Raw genomic sequence first — 18138 nt, 5'->3', positions numbered from 1 at the left:
GCCCGGTGACCGGACCGGCCCGAATTGGCCCGGTTTCCCGTTACTTACGCTTTTCGTCGTCAAGATCTTCGAATTCGGCATCGACGATATCGTCTTCACCAGCCGGAGCAGCATCCGCCGCCGCAGGCTCATCCTCGGTCTCTTCAGACTGCGCCTTGTAGATGGCTTCGCCCAGCTTCATGGCGGCTTCGGTCACGTTCTGAATGCCTGACTTGATCTTGTCGGCATTCTCGGTTTCCAGCTCGTCCTTCAGCGCGACAATCGCCAGCTCGATGGCTTCGATGGTGGTCGGGTCGACCTTGTCGGCATGCTCTTCCATCGACTTCTCGGTCGAGTGGATGAGGCTTTCCGCCTGGTTCTTTGCCTCGATCAGCTCGCGGCGTTCCTTGTCCGCCTCGGCGTTCTCTTCGGCGTCCTTAACCATCTTGTCGATATCTTCGTCCGACAGACCACCCGATGCCTGGATGGTGATCTTCTGCTCTTTACCGGTGCCTTTGTCCTTGGCCGAAACCGAGACAATGCCGTTGGCGTCGATGTCAAAAGTCACCTCGATCTGAGGCATGCCGCGCGGTGCGGGCGGGATATCTTCAAGGTTGAACTGACCCAGGATCTTGTTATCCGCAGCCATTTCGCGCTCACCCTGGAAACAGCGGATGGTCACAGCGTTCTGGTTGTCCTCGGCGGTCGAGAAAACCTGAGACTTTTTCGTCGGGATCGTGGTGTTACGGTCGATAAGGCGAGTGAACACGCCACCAAGCGTCTCGATACCCAGCGAAAGCGGGGTTACGTCCAGCAGAACCACGTCTTTGACGTCACCCTGCAGAACACCGGCCTGAATGGCGGCGCCCATGGCAACAACTTCGTCCGGGTTCACACCCTTGTGCGGTTCTTTACCGAAGAATTTGGTGACCTCTTCGATCACCTTGGGCATGCGGGTCATACCGCCGACCAGAACAACCTCATCAATGTCGCCCGCCGACAGACCGGCGTCTTTCAATGCGGCCTGACAGGGTTTCATCGACTTCTTGATCAGATCGCCGACCAACGATTCCAGCTTGGCACGGGTCAGTTTCATGACCATGTGCAGCGGCTGACCGTTGGCGCCCATCGAGATGAACGGCTGGTTGATCTCAGTCTGCGAGGTCGAGGACAGTTCGATCTTGGCTTTTTCCGCGGCTTCCTTCAGACGCTGCAGGGCCATCTTGTCGCTGGACAGATCGACACCGTGTTCCTTTTTGAACTCATCCGCCAGGTAGTTGACGATGCGCATGTCAAAGTCTTCACCACCCAGAAAGGTGTCGCCATTGGTCGATTTGACTTCGAACAGCCCGTCGTCGATTTCCAGAATGGTCACGTCGAACGTGCCACCACCAAGGTCATAAACCGCGATGGTTTGGGTTTCTTCTTTGTCCAGGCCATAGGCCAGCGCAGCCGCTGTCGGTTCGTTGATGATCCGCAGCACTTCCAGACCGGCGATTTTACCTGCGTCTTTGGTGGCCTGACGCTGGGCGTCATTGAAATACGCGGGAACGGTGATAACCGCCTGCGTAACTTCTTCACCCAGATAGCTTTCTGCGGTTTCCTTCATCTTGCCCAGAGTGAAGGCCGAAATCTGGCTTGGGGAGTATTTTTCACCGCGGGCTTCCACCCACGCGTCGCCATTGCCGCCATCCACGATGGCGTACGGCACCATTTTCTTGTCCTTCTGGACTTCTGCATCATCCACACGACGACCGATCAGACGCTTGACGCCAAAGATCGTGTTGTCGGGGTTGGTGACCGCCTGACGTTTTGCAGGCTGACCGACCAGACGCTCATCTTCGGTGAAGGCGACGATCGAGGGCGTGGTCCGCGCCCCTTCTGCGTTTTCAATGACCTTTGGCTGAGAGCCGTCCATGATGGCCACACACGAGTTGGTGGTGCCGAGGTCAATACCGATTACTTTTCCCATATGTTCAATCCCTTTCTCTTCAAGGCGATGTCTCGAGGTCCGGACCCGTTATGGCGTCCGGTCCCGATCTGGTTTGCGCAACAGCACTACACCATCGCGCGTCCCGGCGTATATAAGGGCGAGATCAGAGGCCTGCAAGCGGTGTAAAAGGCAGGTTTTCGGGAATCTGCGGCCTTTTTGACAAGGTTTTGGCAAGGATTGGGGAATCTTCAATGGCGCGGCTGCTCTTGCGCGGATTTGACATCAGAAAAGCCTATCTGGACGTTGCGGCACAAACGCAACTGATTGAGGCGTTGCGGCCGATTCTGAAATCTGCGCCGCTGTTCCGGCCGGTTACGCCCTCGGGCAAGGAAATGTCGGTGCGCATGACCTCAGCCGGAGCGTTTGGTTGGGTCACTGACAAAGGGGGCTACCGATATCAGGCGCAGCACCCTAAAGGAACGGTGTGGCCGGACATTCCTGATACGATACTGGGCATCTGGCGCAAGCTTGCCAGCACCCAACGCGATCCGGATTGCTGTCTGATCAACTATTACGGCGAAGGTGCGCGCATGGGGCTGCATCAAGACAAGGACGAGGCCGATTTTTCCTGGCCTGTCCTGTCGATATCCCTGGGCGACGATGCCCTTTTCCGCATCGGAAACGAAACCCGGGGCGGCAAGACCGAGTCGATCTGGCTGAACTCCGGCGACGTCGTAGTCATGGGCGGCCCCGCCCGCCTGACCTATCACGGGGTAGACCGCATCCGCTTCGGTTCATCCAAGCTGTTGCCCAAAGGCGGGCGGATCAACCTGACCCTACGGGTGGCGAGTTAGCGGCGCGCCCCCCAACTAGCCGACACATGCTGGCGGGTGTAAAAAATCCCCAGCAATCCAATTGTCAGCAAGGCCAACCCAACCCAAAGCGCGTATTCCCAACTGGAGTTACGTGGATAGTAGTTACGAAAGACAAAGCCACGGCATTGGTCAATTATGTGAAACAACGGGTTCCAGGCAAAGAAACTCAGCAAGAAGCCACCCAGCGCATTCCCTACAACCATTTTGCCCGAAAAAATCATGTTCATGCGTCGGTACAAGTTTCTGAGAATATCAGAAGTCCCGGGGAACCACGGTTTGAGCGCCATGAAAACAACACCCACCGCACATCCCGTAAACCAGGCCAGGATCAGCATATAGAACGCGCCGCCGGGCTCTTGGATCTCCAGCGGCTCAATTATGACGCTGTAGGCGAAGAGGATCACAAGGATCGAAACCAATTGCGTATAAAGCGATCCGAAGGCAGTCGCCAACAATGCGACCATCATATTCATCGGAGAGTGCAGCATCATCGGGTTGTTTCCTGTAGCCACGCCAGCGACGGTCGAGACGGCTTTGATGTGAGTCAGGAACAGAAAGACACCTGATAAGAGAAACAGGATAAAGTTACCCCGGATCTTGGCCACTCGTGTGCCCAACATCGACAAGATCAGATAAAAAACGGTCACAAGTGCGAGAATTTGCACGATATTGATGATGATCGCGATCACGGCATTCGCGTGTTTTGATCGTATCCCGTGCACAACCGCATGATAGATAAGCTCAGCGGTCGTGAAAGCGCTGCCCAAAAGCGTCTGTTTTCGCTTAAAATAAAACACTCAGTACACTCTTTCCCGCTGAACTGCCTGCAAACTGCCACGAAATTCTTGCCGTTCCGTAACCGCCGCATCATAAGGCCCACAAGGATTTCGATCAACAAACTACAGCAACGGAGCATTTTTGTGACCTACGACGCCCTTATTCCCGTAATCAGACGTCTGGCGCTGGAAGCCGGGGACACGATCATGCAGATCTACGAGTCGGATGATTTCGACGTCAAAGTCAAATCCGACGCCAGCCCCGTGACCGAAGCGGACGAGGCAGCCGATGCCCTGATATCGGCAGGCTTGCGCGCCGCGTTCCCGGATATTCTGCTGGTGACCGAAGAACAGGCCGCATCACATTCCGAAAAAGGCGACACATTCCTGATCGTCGATCCGCTGGACGGCACCAAGGAATTCATCAACCGGCGCGGTGATTTCACGGTGAACATCGCATTGGTCGAAAACGGAGTGCCAACTCGGGGCGTTGTGTATGCACCGGCCAAGGGGCGCATGTTCTACACGCAAGCAGACGGTCAATCGGTTGAAGAAACCGGCGCGCTTAACAAGGCACAGGCCGGTGACGTAACCCCGATTTCGGTGTCTGAACCAAACAATTCGGCACTTTTGATCGTCGCGTCAAAATCACACCGCGATCAGGCGACCGAAGATTACATCAATAAATATCAGGTCAAGGACAGCAAAAGCGCGGGCTCGTCCCTGAAATTCTGTCTGGTCGCAACAGGGGAAGCGGACCTCTATCCCCGCGTCGGGCGCACGATGGAGTGGGACACAGCCGCCGGTCACGCCGTTTTGGCGGGTGCGGGCGGTAAGGTTGTTCGTTTCGATGACCACTCGACATTGACCTACGGCAAGGACGGCTATGCAAACCCGTTCTTTATCGCCTACGCTCCGGGCGTTGACCTGATGGAGGCCTGATGTCCGTATTGATTGCCATCCCCGCCCGCTATGCCTCGACCCGCTACCCTGGCAAGCCGCTGGTTCCGCTGACCGGGGCAAGCGGCAACGCGATGACCCTGATCGAACGATCGTGGCGCGCCGCCTATTCTGTGTCAGGTGTGGACAAGGTGGTTGTCGCCACCGATGACGACCGAATCCGCGACGTGGCCGAGCGGTTCGGGGCCGAGGTGGTAATGACATCCGAGACCTGCGGTAACGGCACCGAGCGCTGCGCCGAGGCCCATACTGCGCTGGGTGCGGGCTACGAGATCGTGGTGAACCTGCAAGGGGATGCACCACTGACACCACATTGGTTTGTCGAAGACCTGATCGCCGGTCTGCGCGCCGCGCCCGATGCCGGGGTCGCAACGCCAGTTCTGCGTTGTGACGGAGATGCTTTGAACAGCCTGCTGAATGATCGTAAAAACGGACGGGTCGGCGGCACAACAGCCGTATTTGCCACCGATCACAGCGCAATGTATTTCTCGAAAGAAGTCGTGCCTTTTACTGCCGAAACTTTTGCTGGCCCCGAACCGACACCGGTGTTTCACCATGTCGGCGTCTACGCCTATCGCCCCGATGCGCTGTCAGCCTATCCAACCTGGCCAGTGGGACCTTTGGAGCAATTGGAAGGGCTGGAACAGCTGCGCTTCATGGAAAATGGTCGCAAGGTTCTGTGCGTTGAGGTGGAGGCGAAGGGCCGCCAATTCTGGGAATTGAACAACCCACAAGATGTGCCGAAACTCGAAGAGATGATGGCCGCTATGGGGTTAGATTGACCCATTTTCACCTTAACCCCTTGCAAGACGGCGTCTAACCGGGCGTGGCACCGCAATTTGGAACGATCATGAAAAATATTCTTGTCACTGGCGGTGCCGGGTACATTGGATCTCATGCCTGTAAGGCGCTTTCTCAAGCCGGTTACACGCCTGTGACCTTCGACAATCTCGTTACCGGCTGGCAGGACGCGGTGAAGTTTGGTCCGTTCGAACAGGGCGATCTGCTGGATCGTGCTCGACTGGATGAGGTGTTCGCAAAATACGAACCCGTGGCCGTAATGCACTTTGCTGCCCTCAGCCAAGTGGGTGAGGCCATGTCCGAGCCCGGCAAATACTGGTCCAACAACGTGACCGGTTCGCTGAATTTGATCGAAGCCACGGTGGCCGCCGGATGTGAGAACTTTGTATTCTCGTCCACCTGCGCCACCTATGGCGAGCATGACAATGTGGTGCTGGACGAAGACACGCCGCAACTGCCGCTGAACGCATACGGCGCCTCAAAACGTGCCATCGAAGATATCCTGCGCGATTTCGAGGCCGCGCACGGGCTGAACCACGTGATCTTCCGGTATTTCAACGTGGCCGGTGCCGATCCCGATGGCGAGGTGGGCGAGTTCCACCGCCCGGAAACCCACCTTGTGCCGCTGATGCTGGACGCCATCGACGGCAAGCGCGACGGGCTGACCGTTTTTGGGACGGACTACGAAACACCAGACGGCACCTGCATCCGCGATTATGTGCATGTTTGCGATCTGGTCGATGCCCACGTTTTGGGATTGAACTGGTTGGAACAAGGCAAAGACAGCCGCGTCTTCAACCTGGGCACCGGATCGGGGTTTTCGGTGATGGAGGTGATCAGCCACTCCAACGCCGTCACCAACCGCGACGTGCCTTATGCAATCGGACCGCGCCGGGCTGGGGACTGCACAAAGTTGGTCTCTGGTTCTGTGCGCGCTGGCGAGGAACTTGGATGGTCGCCCAAAAGGTCCACATTAGAGACGATGATTGCCGATGCGTGGCGCTGGCATCAGAACGGTCACTACGAAAAATGAGCTTATTGTGACTGGTACAGGGGAAGATACGCTTCCGCCCATCTCATGGGTGCAAATGTACAAGTTGCGGCTAAAACGACAGCGGTTGTTGTGGCGGTCCTTTCGCAGCCGCCATCTATTGTCCAGTCTGAGCGACCGCACGGCGAACATTAAACCCGGTGGTATCCTGGCCTTCACCACGCTGCGCAATGAAATCACCCGCCTGCCCTGGTTCCTGCGCCATTATCGCGCATTGGGGGTTGATCACTTTCTGATCGTCGACAACGACAGCGACGATGGCTCGGCGCCCTTTCTCAAGGAACAGCCGGACGTGTCACTGTGGCAGACCCGGGACAGCTATCGCACGTCGCGCTATGGGTTGGATTGGCTGACTTGGTTGCAAATGCGCTATGGGCACCACCACTGGACTCTGATGGTCGATGCGGATGAGTTGTTGATTTACCCCGATCATGACACCCGGCCCCTACCGGACCTGACGAAATGGTTAGATGATCAGGGACGTGTAGCGTTTGGCGCGCTGATGCTGGATCTTTATCCCAAAGGCCCGTTGGGGGAACAAGGCTACGATCCTGAAACCGACCCGACCGAGGTGGTGAGTTGGTTTGATGCCGCGCCCTACCGGACACAACGGCAAAGCCCGCTCGGCAACCTTTGGGTGCAGGGCGGCGCGCGCGAGCGTATGTTCTTTGCCGACGCCCCACGCCGATCCCCGACGCTTAACAAAATCCCGTTGGTCCGGTGGTCGCGGCGCTACGCCTATGTGAATTCGTGCCATTCCGCATTGCCACGACATCTGAACGCCAGTTACGGAGGGCCCGGCGGCACAGCACCATCTGGTGTCTTGTTACACACCAAATTCCTGCCCGAAGTTGTGGAAAAATCAAAGATCGAGAAAGAGCGCCGGCAACACTTTCACGATCCCGAACAGTTTGCAGACTACTATGACGGCATCACGAATCGCCCGGTCATGTGGGCGCCAGAGTCCAAGCGATACACCGGTTGGAACTCATTGCAGCAACTGGGTCTGATGGGAACAATTGATTGGGAAAGCCACAACTCAAACTAACGGTTTTTAAAGTCGTTGCTTCGAAAGATGGAAAAATGGCATAAAACGGCAATTGTCCGGTACCACTCTGGCTTGTACAGCCTCCGGGCACGCTCGCGTAAATAACAAAGGTTGGGCAGTCGCGTGGGCCTATTGGATTCATACCGAATGAGATTGCGGCGCAAGCGCCGTATATTGCGTTGCCTTCGAAAGCGGCGCGACCTTGTTCCCGTTTCCGTAAATACAAATTCGATAACACGGAAAGACGTCCTGCTAGTCAGCGTCATACGGAATGAGAAAATTCGCCTGCCGTATTTTCTGACCTACTACCGGCAGCTGGGCATCAACCATTTTCTGTTCGTTGATAACGCCAGCAATGACGGATCACTGGAATATCTGGCGGGTCAACCCGATGTGTCGGTCTGGCGCGCTGATGCAAGCTATAGGCGTGCGTCGTTTGGGGTGGACTGGACAAACTATCTATTGCGCAAATATGCGCACCGACACTGGGTTCTAACAGTCGACCCGGACGAGTTCTTTATCTACCCGTTCTGCGACACACGGCCTATCCGTGCCCTTACCGACTGGCTGGACGGCTGCTCTGTGCGCAGCTTCAGCGCAATGCTGATCGACATGTATCCCGAAGGGCCGGTCGAAGACGCCATCTATTCCGAGGGGCAAAACCCGTTCGAAATCGCCAAATGGTTTGATGCAGGAAATTATACGATCACAAAGAACCCGACCTACGGAAATCTCTGGATTCAAGGCGGACCCCGCGCGCGTGTGTTCTTTAAGGACACGCCGAAAAAAGCGCCTGCGCTGAACAAGATTCCGTTGGTGAAATGGGACAAGCGCTATGTCTATGTCAGCTCGACCCATGCGCTGCTGCCACGCGGATTGAACCAGGTGTTTGATGAATGGGGTGGCGAAAAAACAAGCGGTGCGTTGTTGCACGCCAAACTCATCAGCACATTGGGCGAGAAGGCCCAAGAAGAGATGGAGCGCGGCCAGCATTACCGCAGCTCTGGGGAATATCGCGCCTATGCCGAACATTTGGCGGACATGCCCGAGTTCTGGTGCGACAAGTCCGAAGCTTATATCAATTGGCGACAACTTGAGATTTTAGGCCTCATGTCAAAAGGAAACTGGGCATGAGCAATCTGGGCATCATTATGCTGGTTCACACCGCGCTGAACCGTGCCGGGCAAGTGGCCCGCCACTGGACGTCTTCGGGGTGCCCGGTGGTGATCCATGTGGACCGCAAAGTGCCAAACAATGTCTATGCGGAATTCGTTGCCGCTTGTGCGAATGACCCGCTGATCCGGTTTTCTGACCGTCATGTCTGCAACTGGGGGGGGTGGGGCATCGTTGCCGCCTCGCAGTCTGCCGCCGCACTGATGCTTGAAACATTTCCCGATGTCCGCCATGTTTTCCTGACTTCAGGATCCTGTCTTCCTTTGCGGCCAGTGGATGAACTGGTCAATTACCTCTCGGACAGGCCGCGCGTGGATTTCATCGAAAGCGCCACTACCTCTGATGTAAGCTGGACCATCGGAGGCTTGGATCAGGAACGCTTTACCCTGAGATTTCCGTTCTCGTGGCGAAAGAACCGCAAACTGTTTGACGCCTATGTGAAACTGCAACGCGCGTTGCGCATTCGACGCCACATACCCGAAGGGCTTGTACCGCATATGGGTAGCCAGTGGTGGTGTCTGACCCGCCAAACCCTGTCGGCTATATTGCAGGATCCAAAGCGCGAGACCTATGATCGGTATTTTCGGCGCGTCTGGATACCTGACGAAAGTTACTTCCAGACGCTGGCGCGCCTGTATTCCACCCATATCGAAAGCCGGTCTCTGACACTGTCCAAGTTCGACTATCAGGGTCGTCCGCATATTTTCTATGACGATCACCTGCAGCTACTGCGCAGGTCCGATTGTTTTGTTGCCCGCAAAGCCTGGCCCAACGCGGATCGACTGTATCAGGCTTTTCTGACCGATCAGGCAGGCGCCATGAAACCCACAGAGCCCAACCCAAGCAAAATTGACCGGGTGTTTTCCAAAGCGGTCGAACGGCGCACACGTGGGCGTGACGGGTTGTACATGCAAAGCCGGTTTCCACGGCACGGCAACGAAAACGGGCTGACGTCCTCTCCGTATTCGGTTTTTCAGGGCTTTTCCGAAGTGTTCGAAGATTTTGAACCCTGGTTGAGCAACATCACTGGCGCGCGTGTCCACGGGCATCTGTTTGACCCGAAGCGCGCTGAATTCGCCGGCGGAGAAACCATCGTCAACGGCGGCCTCAGCGATTGCGCAAAGCTGCGGGATTACAACCCAACAGCTTTCCTTTCGAACCTGATATGGAACACGCGTGGCGAAAAACAGTGTTTTCAGTTCGGCCCCGCTGACACGCAAGAGATCAACTGGCTCTTGGCTCGGGACAAGAATGCGCTGATTTCCGTCATAACCGGGGCCTGGGCAATCCCGCTGTTTAGGTCAAACCTGAACTTTGCCGATATCCGCGCCGAGGCCGCCCGGCTGCAGCAGATCGAAACCAAACAACTGGAAATCCTTTCTTCTGTCTGGACCAAGGCGCGGGTTCGCAGGTGGACGCTGGCAGAATTCGTTGAATCTCCGGTCGAGCCTTTGCAGACCGCGGTCGAGGATACCGGAACCACCCAAACCAGCCACCTGACCGAAGCGCCAAAAATGGTGGATCTGTCCGGGTTTGGCCAGTTCCTGCAAAACCTGAAGAACCAGGGCATGCACCCTTATCTGATGGGCGATTTCCCACCGGACGACAGCTTTACGGACCGGGTCCGGCCATATCGAAAACCCTATCTGGTGCAGTAAAGATAAATGACGCCCCAATTTGACTATTTTATCATTCTTGCAGCCATGCGGACCGGTTCCAACTTGCTTGAGGCGAACCTGAACGCCATCGAAGGAGTCACCAGCCATGGCGAGGCGTTCAATCCCCATTTCATCGGGCGTCTGAAATCCGACACTCTGCTGGGCATCTCGGTGGAAGAGAGGGATCGTGACCCTTCCACATTGCTTGAGGCAATCCGGCAGGGACCAGGGGAACTGAACGGGTTTCGCCTTTTTCAGGGACATGATCCACGTGTGTTAGAGCCAGCTTTGGGCGATCCGCGCTGCGCCAAGATCATTCTGACCCGAAACCCTCTGGACAGCTTCATCTCATTGAAGATTGCGCGCGAAACCAAGCAGTGGCAGCTGAAAAACATCAAGCGTCGCCGTGAAGCACAGGTTGAGTTCGATGCCGAAGCGTTCATGAAATACCTGAACCGGCAGCATGAGTATCACCTGATGCTGTCGCAGCGTTTGCAGCAAAGCGGCCAGACCCCATTTTACATTGCTTATGAAGACCTGAACCAGGTGCACTTGTTGAATGGTCTTGCCGCCTGGCTGGGTGTGTCCGGCAGGCTGTCGGCGATCGACGAAACACTCAAACCGCAAAACCCCGAGCCGGCGCTGGCGAAAGTGACGAACCCCGATGAGATGGAGCAGGCGTTGTCACAAATCGACAGCTTTAACCTGCACAGCACTCCGAATTTCGAACCACGCCGACGTCCATTGGTGGCGAACTACGTTGCCGCACCAAAGACGCCACTGATGTACATGCCCATCCGCGGGGGAATGGAAAGCCCGGTAGCAAGGTGGATGGCCGCGCTGGACCATGTTGATGTTGAACAATTGCTGACCAATCAGAACAGAAAGCAGACGCGTCAGTGGTTTCTTTCCAATCCCGGGCATCGAAAGTTTGCCGTGCTGCAACACCCATTGGCGCGCGCGCATCGCGCTTTTTGCAGACATATCCTCAACACGGGTTCCGACGCGTATCCGAAAATCCGACACGTCCTGCGCAACCGGTTAAAGATTCCGATCCCCGGGCAATTGCGCGACGGCAATTACCCGGTTGAGCAGCATTACGAGGCGTTTTCCGCTTTCCTGACATTCCTGCGTCAGAACCTTGCCCAACAGACCGCCATACGCGTGGATGCGGCATGGTGCAGTCAGTCACAGGCCCTTGAGGGGATGGCGTCCTTCGCATTGCCCGACCTGATCCTGAGGGAGGATGAAGTCACGACAGCCCTGCCCGATCTGGCGCGCAGGATGGGGCATAGCACACCGCCCCTACCCGAACTCAGTGAACCGGATACCCCGTTCACTCTGGCTGAGATTTATGACGACAAACTGGAAACGCTGGCCGCCCAGGCGTACCAGCGTGACTATATGCAGTTCGGATTTGAGCCCTGGAAACCGATTAGGGACGCAGAGTAATCAGCGTTCCCCGGTTTACCATTGAATAGATCTCTTCGATCTCGTCATTCTTGACAGCGATGCAACCCGCAGTCCAATCCGACGTCTTTTTGGCGCGCTTACGCTCTTTGCGACGGTTCGGTTGTCCGTGGATAAAGATATCGCCGCCCGGATCGACACCCATAGCCTTCGCTTTCGCAACATCTTCAGAATTCGGGTACGAGATCCCCAGCGACAGATGATAGCGGCTGTTGGGATTGTGCCGATCAATCAGGTAGCTGCCTTCCGGTGTACGCCCGTCACCGCGCTTTGCTTTGGTGCCGTTGGGCGCAAATCCAAGATCAACCCTGTATTCTTTCAGGATCTTATCATTGTGCAGAAGATATAGTTTCCGCGAGCCCTTGTTGATGACCAGAGAGGTCACTTCGGGTCCGTTGTAAGTTAGAATTCTGGGGTTGGCCGAGGCACAAGCTGAGAGGCTCAGCGTTGCCATTGCACCCAATCCAAATGCTCGACGATCCATGTTCACTGCCTGCTGCTCTTTTTTTCTGTATTATGCCAGAAAATGTGAAAACTGAAATCACTTTTTGATGTTTTGCTGCTCTGTCAGGCGACGTTCGATGCTTTCAAGCCGCTCCAGCACTTCGTCACGATAGGCATCGGTTTTGACTTCGTCCTCGGCATGATGCGCATCCTGCATCGAATTTACGATCAAACCGACCAGCAGGTTTACCACCGCAAAAGTGGTCACCATGATGAACGGCACAAAGAACAGCCAGGCGTAAGGATAGATCTCCATTACCGGGCGCACGATCCCCATGGACCAGCTTTCCAGCGTCATGATCTGGAACAGCGTATAGGCTGAAAGGCCCAGATCGCCGAACCAGTCCGGGAAAGTCTGCGAGAACAGTTTGGTTGAAATCACCGCACCGATGTAAAACAGGATCGCCATAAGAAGGAACACGCTGGCCATGCCGGGCAAGGCCGAAATAAAACCCTCAACCACGCGGCGCAGGCGTGGCGCGACCGAGATAACGCGCAGCACCCGCAAAATCCGCAATGCCCGCAGCACCGAAAGGCCGGACCCACCCGGTACAAGAGCGATGCCGACAATCACAAAATCAAAGACATTCCAGCCGTTGGTGAAAAACCTGCGCCCCGTGGCCAGCAGTTTAATCGCAATTTCAACAACGAAAATGGTCAGGCAAAGGCTGTCCAGTGTTACGATCAATGGACCTGCAGCTTCCATAAGGGTGGGCGATGTCTCCATCCCTAGCAGCACGGCGTTGAAGATGATGACACCGGTAATGAACTTCCCGAAAGCTGGTGCTTCGATAAGGGTCAGCAGGCGTTGGGTGATCCCCATTCGGGTAGTCTCCTGTAAGTCTTAAGGGTTCAGGGTGAACCGTGCCGCAAGTTCGGTGTGTGACGACCATCGAAATTGGTCAACAACCTGTACCCATTCAAGGGTGTAGCCCGCATTAACAAGAATTTTCGCATCGCGGGCGAAGGTCACCGGGTTGCAGGACACATAAGCAATCACCGGGCGCAGTGCCTGCGCCAGTTCGGTCACTTGCGCCTCGGCCCCGGCGCGTGGCGGGTCGATCACCACAGCATCAAAAGACTTTAGCTCATCCGGCATCAGCGGTCGCCGAAACAGGTCTCGTGCTTCGGTCGTTATCCGTTTGAGGCCCTGCGCCCTACGCCATCCTTGATCCAGCGCTTGCGTCATCGCTGCTTCGCCCTCGACGGCGTGAACCTCGGCCTCCTCTGCCAGGGGCAAAGAGAATGTGCCGCTGCCGGCAAACAGATCCACAATGCGTTTGGAACCACCCACAGCTTCAGAAACCGCCTTTAATAGAGCCTGTTCTCCGTCTTTTGTCGCCTGTAGAAACGCGCCGGGCGGCGGAACAACACTTGCCTGACCAAAACGCTGAACGGGTGGCTGGCGCATGGCAATCACTTCACCGTCCCAGCTAAGCCGGGCAAGACCGTGTTTCTCGGTCGCTTGTGCCAAAGCCGACTCAAGCGGGCCGTCCAGCGCTTTGCCGCCTTTGACCGCCACATCAAGCCCGGCCTCGGACAAGGTTAGCGTCACCGCCAACACGCCTTTACGGCTGCCACCCAGAACCGCCAGTGCTTCGGCCACCGGAATGGCCGCGATCAGGGCCGGGTCGAGCAAATGGCAATCCGGGATCTCGGTGATCGTGTCTGACGCACGGCCATGGAACCCGGCCAGAGTACCCTTTTTGGTCCGTCGAACCGCAATCGTCGCGCGACGCCTGGACCGTTCTGGTGACGTCTGGATCGGGCGCATCAACGCCTCCAACCCCTGCGCCGCCAGCGCGGTGCGCACCACCTCGACCTTCCAATCCGCAACGAATCCATCTGCGGCGTGCTGCAACTGGCATCCACCACAGGACTTGTAGTGACGACACGGTGCCTTGACCCGCTGGTCCGAGGGCGTCTCGACACGGATATCCGTCAGGAATTGATCCAGCAGCGTGCCGCTGACGACCTCACCCGGCAAGGTGCGCGGAGCGTAAACGGGGCCATCAGCGATGCCGTCGCCCTGATGACCAAGGCGGGTAATAGTGTAGGTTTGCGTCATGGGGTGCCTGATACCGGGGCTTGGCCGGCAACAAAACCCTTATTCCGCAGCTTCAGCCTGAATGAACCCGCCTGACTGACGATGCCAGAACCGGGCATACAGCCCACCCTGGTCCAACAACGCGTCATGTGTGCCGGTTTCCACGATACGCCCTTGGTCCAGGACAATAATCCGGTCCATCTCGCTGAGTGTGGACAACCGATGCGCGATAGCCAGAACCGTCTTGCCTTGCATCACCCGATGCAACGCCGTCTGGATCGAGGCCTCAACCTCGGAATCCAGCGCCGAGGTTGCCTCATCCAGCACCAATATTGGCGCATCCTTCAAAATGGCGCGCGCCAGCGCAATCCGCTGTCGCTGGCCACCGCTAAGCTTCACTCCGCGCTCGCCCAGATGTGCTTCATAACCGGTGCGTCCGTGGGCATCCTGAAGGCTGAGGATGAATTCATGCGCCTCGGCCTTTTTGGCCGCCTCGATCATTTCCTCTTCCGAGGCGTCAGGGCGGCCGTAAAGAATATTCTCCCGCGCCGACCGATTGAACATTGCGGTTTCCTGCGTGACCATGCCGATCTGACGGCGCAAGCTGTCCTGCGTTACTCCGGATACGTCCTGACCATCTATCAAGATCGTGCCCTTTTCACCATCGTACAGGCGCAACAGCAGCGAAACCAAGGTTGATTTCCCTGCCCCCGAAGCGCCGACAATGCCCAGTTTCTCACCCGGGTGCACGGTCATGTTCAGGCCTGATACACCGCCAACATCCCGACCGTAGGCAAAGCTGACATGGTCAAAGGTGATCTGGCCTTCGGGCACGGACAACTCCGCCGCGCCCGTTTGATCCTCGACCCGTTCGCGCTTGGCCAGCGTATTCATGCCGTTCTCGATCTCACCCACATTGGCGTAAAGACCCATGAGGGTGAAACTGACCCAGCCAGTCATCTGGGCAATGCGGATCGAAATGGCACCCGCGGCCACAATGTCACCGGCTGTCGCAGACCCCGCTTGCCACAGCCACAGCGTTGCACCTATCAGCAAAACCGGCAGAACCCCGGCCAACAACATCAAGATAAAGCGGAAACTGGCCGACAGGCTTCCGAACGCCAACATCTTTTCACGCAGATCAACCATGGAATTTCGCGCGGCGTGATCTTCGAATTCCGAATGGGCGAACAGTTTAACGGTTTTGATATTGGTGATCGTGTCGACAACTTGCCCGGACACCATCGCGCGAGCGCCTGCCCGCGCCGCTGAGCGTTTACGGATGCGCGGCAGATACCAACGGACAAGCAAGAAATACACGACCAGCCAAGCCGCAAATGGCAGCATAACCAGCGGATGAATAGACCCTAACAAAAGTAATGAGCCCCCCAGCGAGGCCAAGGCAAACACGATCGCACTGATCGTCTCGGATACCACCGACGCCATCGCGTTGGATGTTTGCATCTGCTTCTGCGCGATCCGCCCGGCAAAATCGTCGTCGAAATATGTGACCGACTGGCCCAACGTCCACCGGTTCAGCTTGGCCAGAACCAACGGCGTAATATTGGGCATGACGATATAGTTGTTGGTCAACGACGAAAGCCCGAACAGGGCTGGCCGCAGTAGCATGAAAAACGCAACGACCCCAAGGATCATCCAGACGTTGTTGGCGGTCAGAAAGTTCTCGGGTCCGCTTGTGGTTGCTGCATCAATGACCAGGCCCAGCATCCACGCAGTGCCCGCCTCCATCGCACCCGCAGTAGCCGAGAAAAACGCTGCGACGAAGATCATTGGCCATGCGCCAGACAGACACCAGCGAATGAACGCCCCCAGCGTTTGCGGCGGGGGCGTTTCGATGTTCTTGAACGGATTTATGAGGTCGGCAATCCTCATTCAGCGGCCTCCGGGTTCAGGAAGCCCCCAGATTGCCGTGCCCAGAACTGGGCGTAAAGCCCACCTTGCGCCAGCAGTTCTGAATGCCCGCCCTGTTCAACGATCCGACCACCATCCATGACCAGAATACGGTCCATCTGCGCGATGGTGCTCAGCCGGTGGGCGATGGCGATCACGGTTTTTCCTTGCATCATACCGTAGAGAGTTTCCTGAATTGACGCTTCGACCTCGGAATCTAGAGCGGATGTCGCCTCGTCCAACAGCAAAATGGGTGCGTCCTTCAGGATCACCCGCGCCAGCGTCACGCGCTGCCGCTGACCGCCGGACAGCTTCACACCCCGCTCGCCCACATGCGCATCATACCCCGTGCGCCCTTCTGGGTCTTGCAAATCAAGGATGAACTCATGCGCCTCAGCCTGTTTGGCGGCGGCGATCATCTGTTCTTCGGTGGCATCGGGGCGACCATAGAGGATGTTGTCACGCACCGACCGATGCAACAGGGCGCTGTCCTGCTGAACCATACCGATATGGCTGCGCAAACTGTCCTGCGTGACCCTGGAAATGTCCTGATCGTCAATCAGGATCGCACCTTGCTCAACGTCGTAAAACCGCAAAAGCAGCTTAACTAGGGTCGATTTTCCCGCACCGGACCGCCCGATCAGACCGATCTTTTCGCCAGGATTGAGGGTCAGATTGATGTGATCCAGCCCGCCGGTCTTGCGACCGTAATGGTGCGACAGATCGCGAATTTCGATCTGGCCCTTGTTCAGCTGCAAGGACTTAGCGTCCGGCATATCCAGCAGGTCAACGGGCTGGGCAATTGTTTGCATGCCCTCTGCCACGACACCAAGCTGGCGGAAGAAGCTGGTCAACGCCCACATGATCCATCCAGTCATCGCGTTCAGTCGCAGGGTCAAGGCAGTCGCCGCCGCAACGACACCCACAGATGCGCTCCCTTGCATCCAAAGGGAAATGGCCCAACCAACCACGCCGACGATCAGCAAACCGTTCAGAGCGACCAGTACCGCATCCATTATGGTGAAAATCCGCATTTCGACCTGAAAGGTACGTCGCGTTTCTTCAATGGCTTCGCGGGCATAGTCCAACTCTTGTTCGTTATGGGCGAACATCTTGACCGAATGGATGTTGGTATAGCTGTCCACCACCCGACCCGTCACAGCCGAGCGCGCATCGGACGCAGCCTGCGAAGCCGGACCGACCCTTTTCACCGTCCAGCGCACCAGAATGGCGTAAAGCGCAAACCAGATCAGCAGCGGCAACAGCAACCGTGGATCCGCCGCCATCAACAGGATCGCCGCGCCAATCAGATAGGCGATTGAGAATGAGATCGCGTCAAATACCTGAAACACGGCCTCACCCGCAGCAGGCGGCGTTTGCATGATCCGGTTGGCAATCCGACCGGCAAAGTCATTTTCGAACCACCCAACGGATTGGCGCAGAACGTGTTTGTGCGCACGCCAGCGGATCAGGGTGCCGAAATTCGGCAGGATCGTGTTGTTTAACAACAGCACGTCCACGACATGCAGCATCGGACGCAGCAGCAGCACAAATGCCGCGACCAAGATAAATTCGGTGCCGTGGTTCTGCCAGACCTCGGCCGGAGGGCCCGACAGCAGGTCAACCACTCGGCCCATGTAGTAAATCAGGCCAACTTCAACTGCGGCAACGACGACAGAGATTAAACCAGCCCAGAAGAACACCCGCATGAACGGTTGCGAGTAGTCCAGCATGAATGGCCACAACCGCGTCGGCGGCGTGTCGGTTTCCTTGTAGGCAACAAAAGGGTCAACGAGGTTTTCGAAATAGCGAAACATGGAGAGTGCTCCGGTTGAGCAAAAAGTAAGTCATGCGAAGAAAGATGGCGCCAGAACACCACCCCTACGGGTCAAAGTGTTCCAGCCTTAGCTGTCCCAGATCCCGTAATACATTCGCATCCCTCCATTCATGTG

The 18138-nt window shown here is 56.6% G+C and carries 15 protein-coding genes; 8 read left to right on the top strand and 7 right to left on the bottom strand.

The window, feature by feature from the left end; all coding sequences use genetic code 11:
• Positions 1–40 precede the first annotated feature (40 nt).
• Positions 41–1951 carry a molecular chaperone DnaK gene (gene dnaK / locus AC2FID_RS09690; protein WP_058275103.1) on the bottom strand — a complete coding sequence of 637 codons (1911 nt, stop codon included), beginning with the start codon at positions 1949–1951 and terminating at the stop codon, positions 41–43.
• A gap of 212 nt (positions 1952–2163) precedes the next feature.
• On the opposite strand from dnaK, the gene AC2FID_RS09685 reads away from it, so the two are divergent.
• Entirely contained in the window at positions 2164–2766 is a 603-nt protein-coding gene (locus AC2FID_RS09685; protein WP_282153610.1) for an alpha-ketoglutarate-dependent dioxygenase AlkB family protein, read from the top strand.
• Here the strand turns inward: AC2FID_RS09685 and AC2FID_RS09680 are convergent.
• The gene (locus tag AC2FID_RS09680) at positions 2763–3584 is read right to left on the bottom strand and encodes an ABC transporter permease (protein ID WP_496736646.1); all 822 of its coding nucleotides are present in this window, start codon (positions 3582–3584) and stop codon (positions 2763–2765) included. The two genes, AC2FID_RS09685 and AC2FID_RS09680, sit on opposite strands and share 4 nt — an antisense overlap.
• Positions 3585–3707: 123 nt before the next feature.
• Here AC2FID_RS09680 and cysQ point away from each other — a divergent pair, with 123 nt between their 5' ends.
• The 7 genes from cysQ to AC2FID_RS09645 all read left to right on the top strand — a co-directional run bounded on the left by cysQ (position 3708) and on the right by AC2FID_RS09645 (position 11706).
• Positions 3708–4505 (top strand): 3'(2'),5'-bisphosphate nucleotidase CysQ, encoded by a 798-nt coding sequence (cysQ, locus tag AC2FID_RS09675; protein WP_496836561.1) that lies wholly within the window; start codon positions 3708–3710, stop codon positions 4503–4505.
• Positions 4505–5305: a 3-deoxy-manno-octulosonate cytidylyltransferase family protein gene (locus tag AC2FID_RS09670; protein ID WP_496836559.1), complete on the top strand. Its 801-nt coding sequence runs from the start codon at positions 4505–4507 to the stop codon at positions 5303–5305. The genes cysQ and AC2FID_RS09670 overlap by 1 nt, the downstream gene beginning before the upstream one ends.
• 68 nt (positions 5306–5373) lie before the next feature.
• Positions 5374–6357, top strand: a complete 984-nt coding sequence (gene galE, locus AC2FID_RS09665) for a UDP-glucose 4-epimerase GalE (RefSeq protein WP_496755489.1) — start codon at positions 5374–5376, stop codon at positions 6355–6357.
• 7 nt (positions 6358–6364) lie between these two features.
• Positions 6365–7423: a glycosyltransferase family 2 protein gene (locus AC2FID_RS09660; protein WP_496836558.1), complete on the top strand. Its 1059-nt coding sequence runs from the start codon at positions 6365–6367 to the stop codon at positions 7421–7423.
• Positions 7424–7570: 147 nt separating this feature from the next.
• Positions 7571–8557 (top strand): glycosyltransferase family 2 protein, encoded by a 987-nt coding sequence (locus tag AC2FID_RS09655; protein WP_496836556.1) that lies wholly within the window; start codon positions 7571–7573, stop codon positions 8555–8557.
• On the top strand, positions 8554–10254 hold the full coding sequence (locus AC2FID_RS09650) for a DUF5927 domain-containing protein (RefSeq protein ID WP_496836555.1): 1701 nt from the start codon (positions 8554–8556) through the stop codon (positions 10252–10254). The genes AC2FID_RS09655 and AC2FID_RS09650 overlap by 4 nt, the downstream gene beginning before the upstream one ends.
• A gap of 6 nt (positions 10255–10260) precedes the next feature.
• Positions 10261–11706 (top strand): nodulation protein NodH, encoded by a 1446-nt coding sequence (locus tag AC2FID_RS09645; protein WP_496836554.1) that lies wholly within the window; start codon positions 10261–10263, stop codon positions 11704–11706.
• Here AC2FID_RS09645 and AC2FID_RS09640 read toward each other — a convergent pair.
• Genes AC2FID_RS09640 through AC2FID_RS09620 form a run of 5 tightly spaced genes read right to left on the bottom strand, consistent with a single transcriptional unit; the run spans position 11690 to position 18003 of the window.
• A complete protein-coding gene (locus tag AC2FID_RS09640; RefSeq protein ID WP_058275258.1) occupies positions 11690–12208 on the bottom strand; it encodes a L,D-transpeptidase family protein in 519 nt (172 codons plus the stop codon). The genes AC2FID_RS09645 and AC2FID_RS09640 overlap by 17 nt on opposite strands.
• Positions 12209–12265: 57 nt before the next feature.
• Complete coding sequence (locus AC2FID_RS09635) at positions 12266–13051, bottom strand: ion transporter (RefSeq protein WP_496755493.1); 786 nt, start codon at positions 13049–13051, stop codon at positions 12266–12268.
• 21 nt (positions 13052–13072) lie between these two features.
• Positions 13073–14296 (bottom strand): class I SAM-dependent RNA methyltransferase, encoded by a 1224-nt coding sequence (locus AC2FID_RS09630; RefSeq protein WP_496721333.1) that lies wholly within the window; start codon positions 14294–14296, stop codon positions 13073–13075.
• A gap of 39 nt (positions 14297–14335) precedes the next feature.
• Positions 14336–16168 (bottom strand): ABC transporter ATP-binding protein, encoded by a 1833-nt coding sequence (locus AC2FID_RS09625; protein WP_496836551.1) that lies wholly within the window; start codon positions 16166–16168, stop codon positions 14336–14338.
• On the bottom strand, positions 16165–18003 hold the full coding sequence (locus AC2FID_RS09620; RefSeq protein ID WP_496836549.1) for an ABC transporter ATP-binding protein: 1839 nt from the start codon (positions 18001–18003) through the stop codon (positions 16165–16167). The genes AC2FID_RS09625 and AC2FID_RS09620 overlap by 4 nt, the downstream gene beginning before the upstream one ends.
• Positions 18004–18138 lie beyond the last annotated feature (135 nt).

This window comes from Ruegeria sp. CDSC068 (assembly GCF_059610545.1).
The sequence above is the reverse complement of the archived record's forward strand: the minus strand, read 5'-3'. Positions and strand labels throughout refer to the sequence as shown.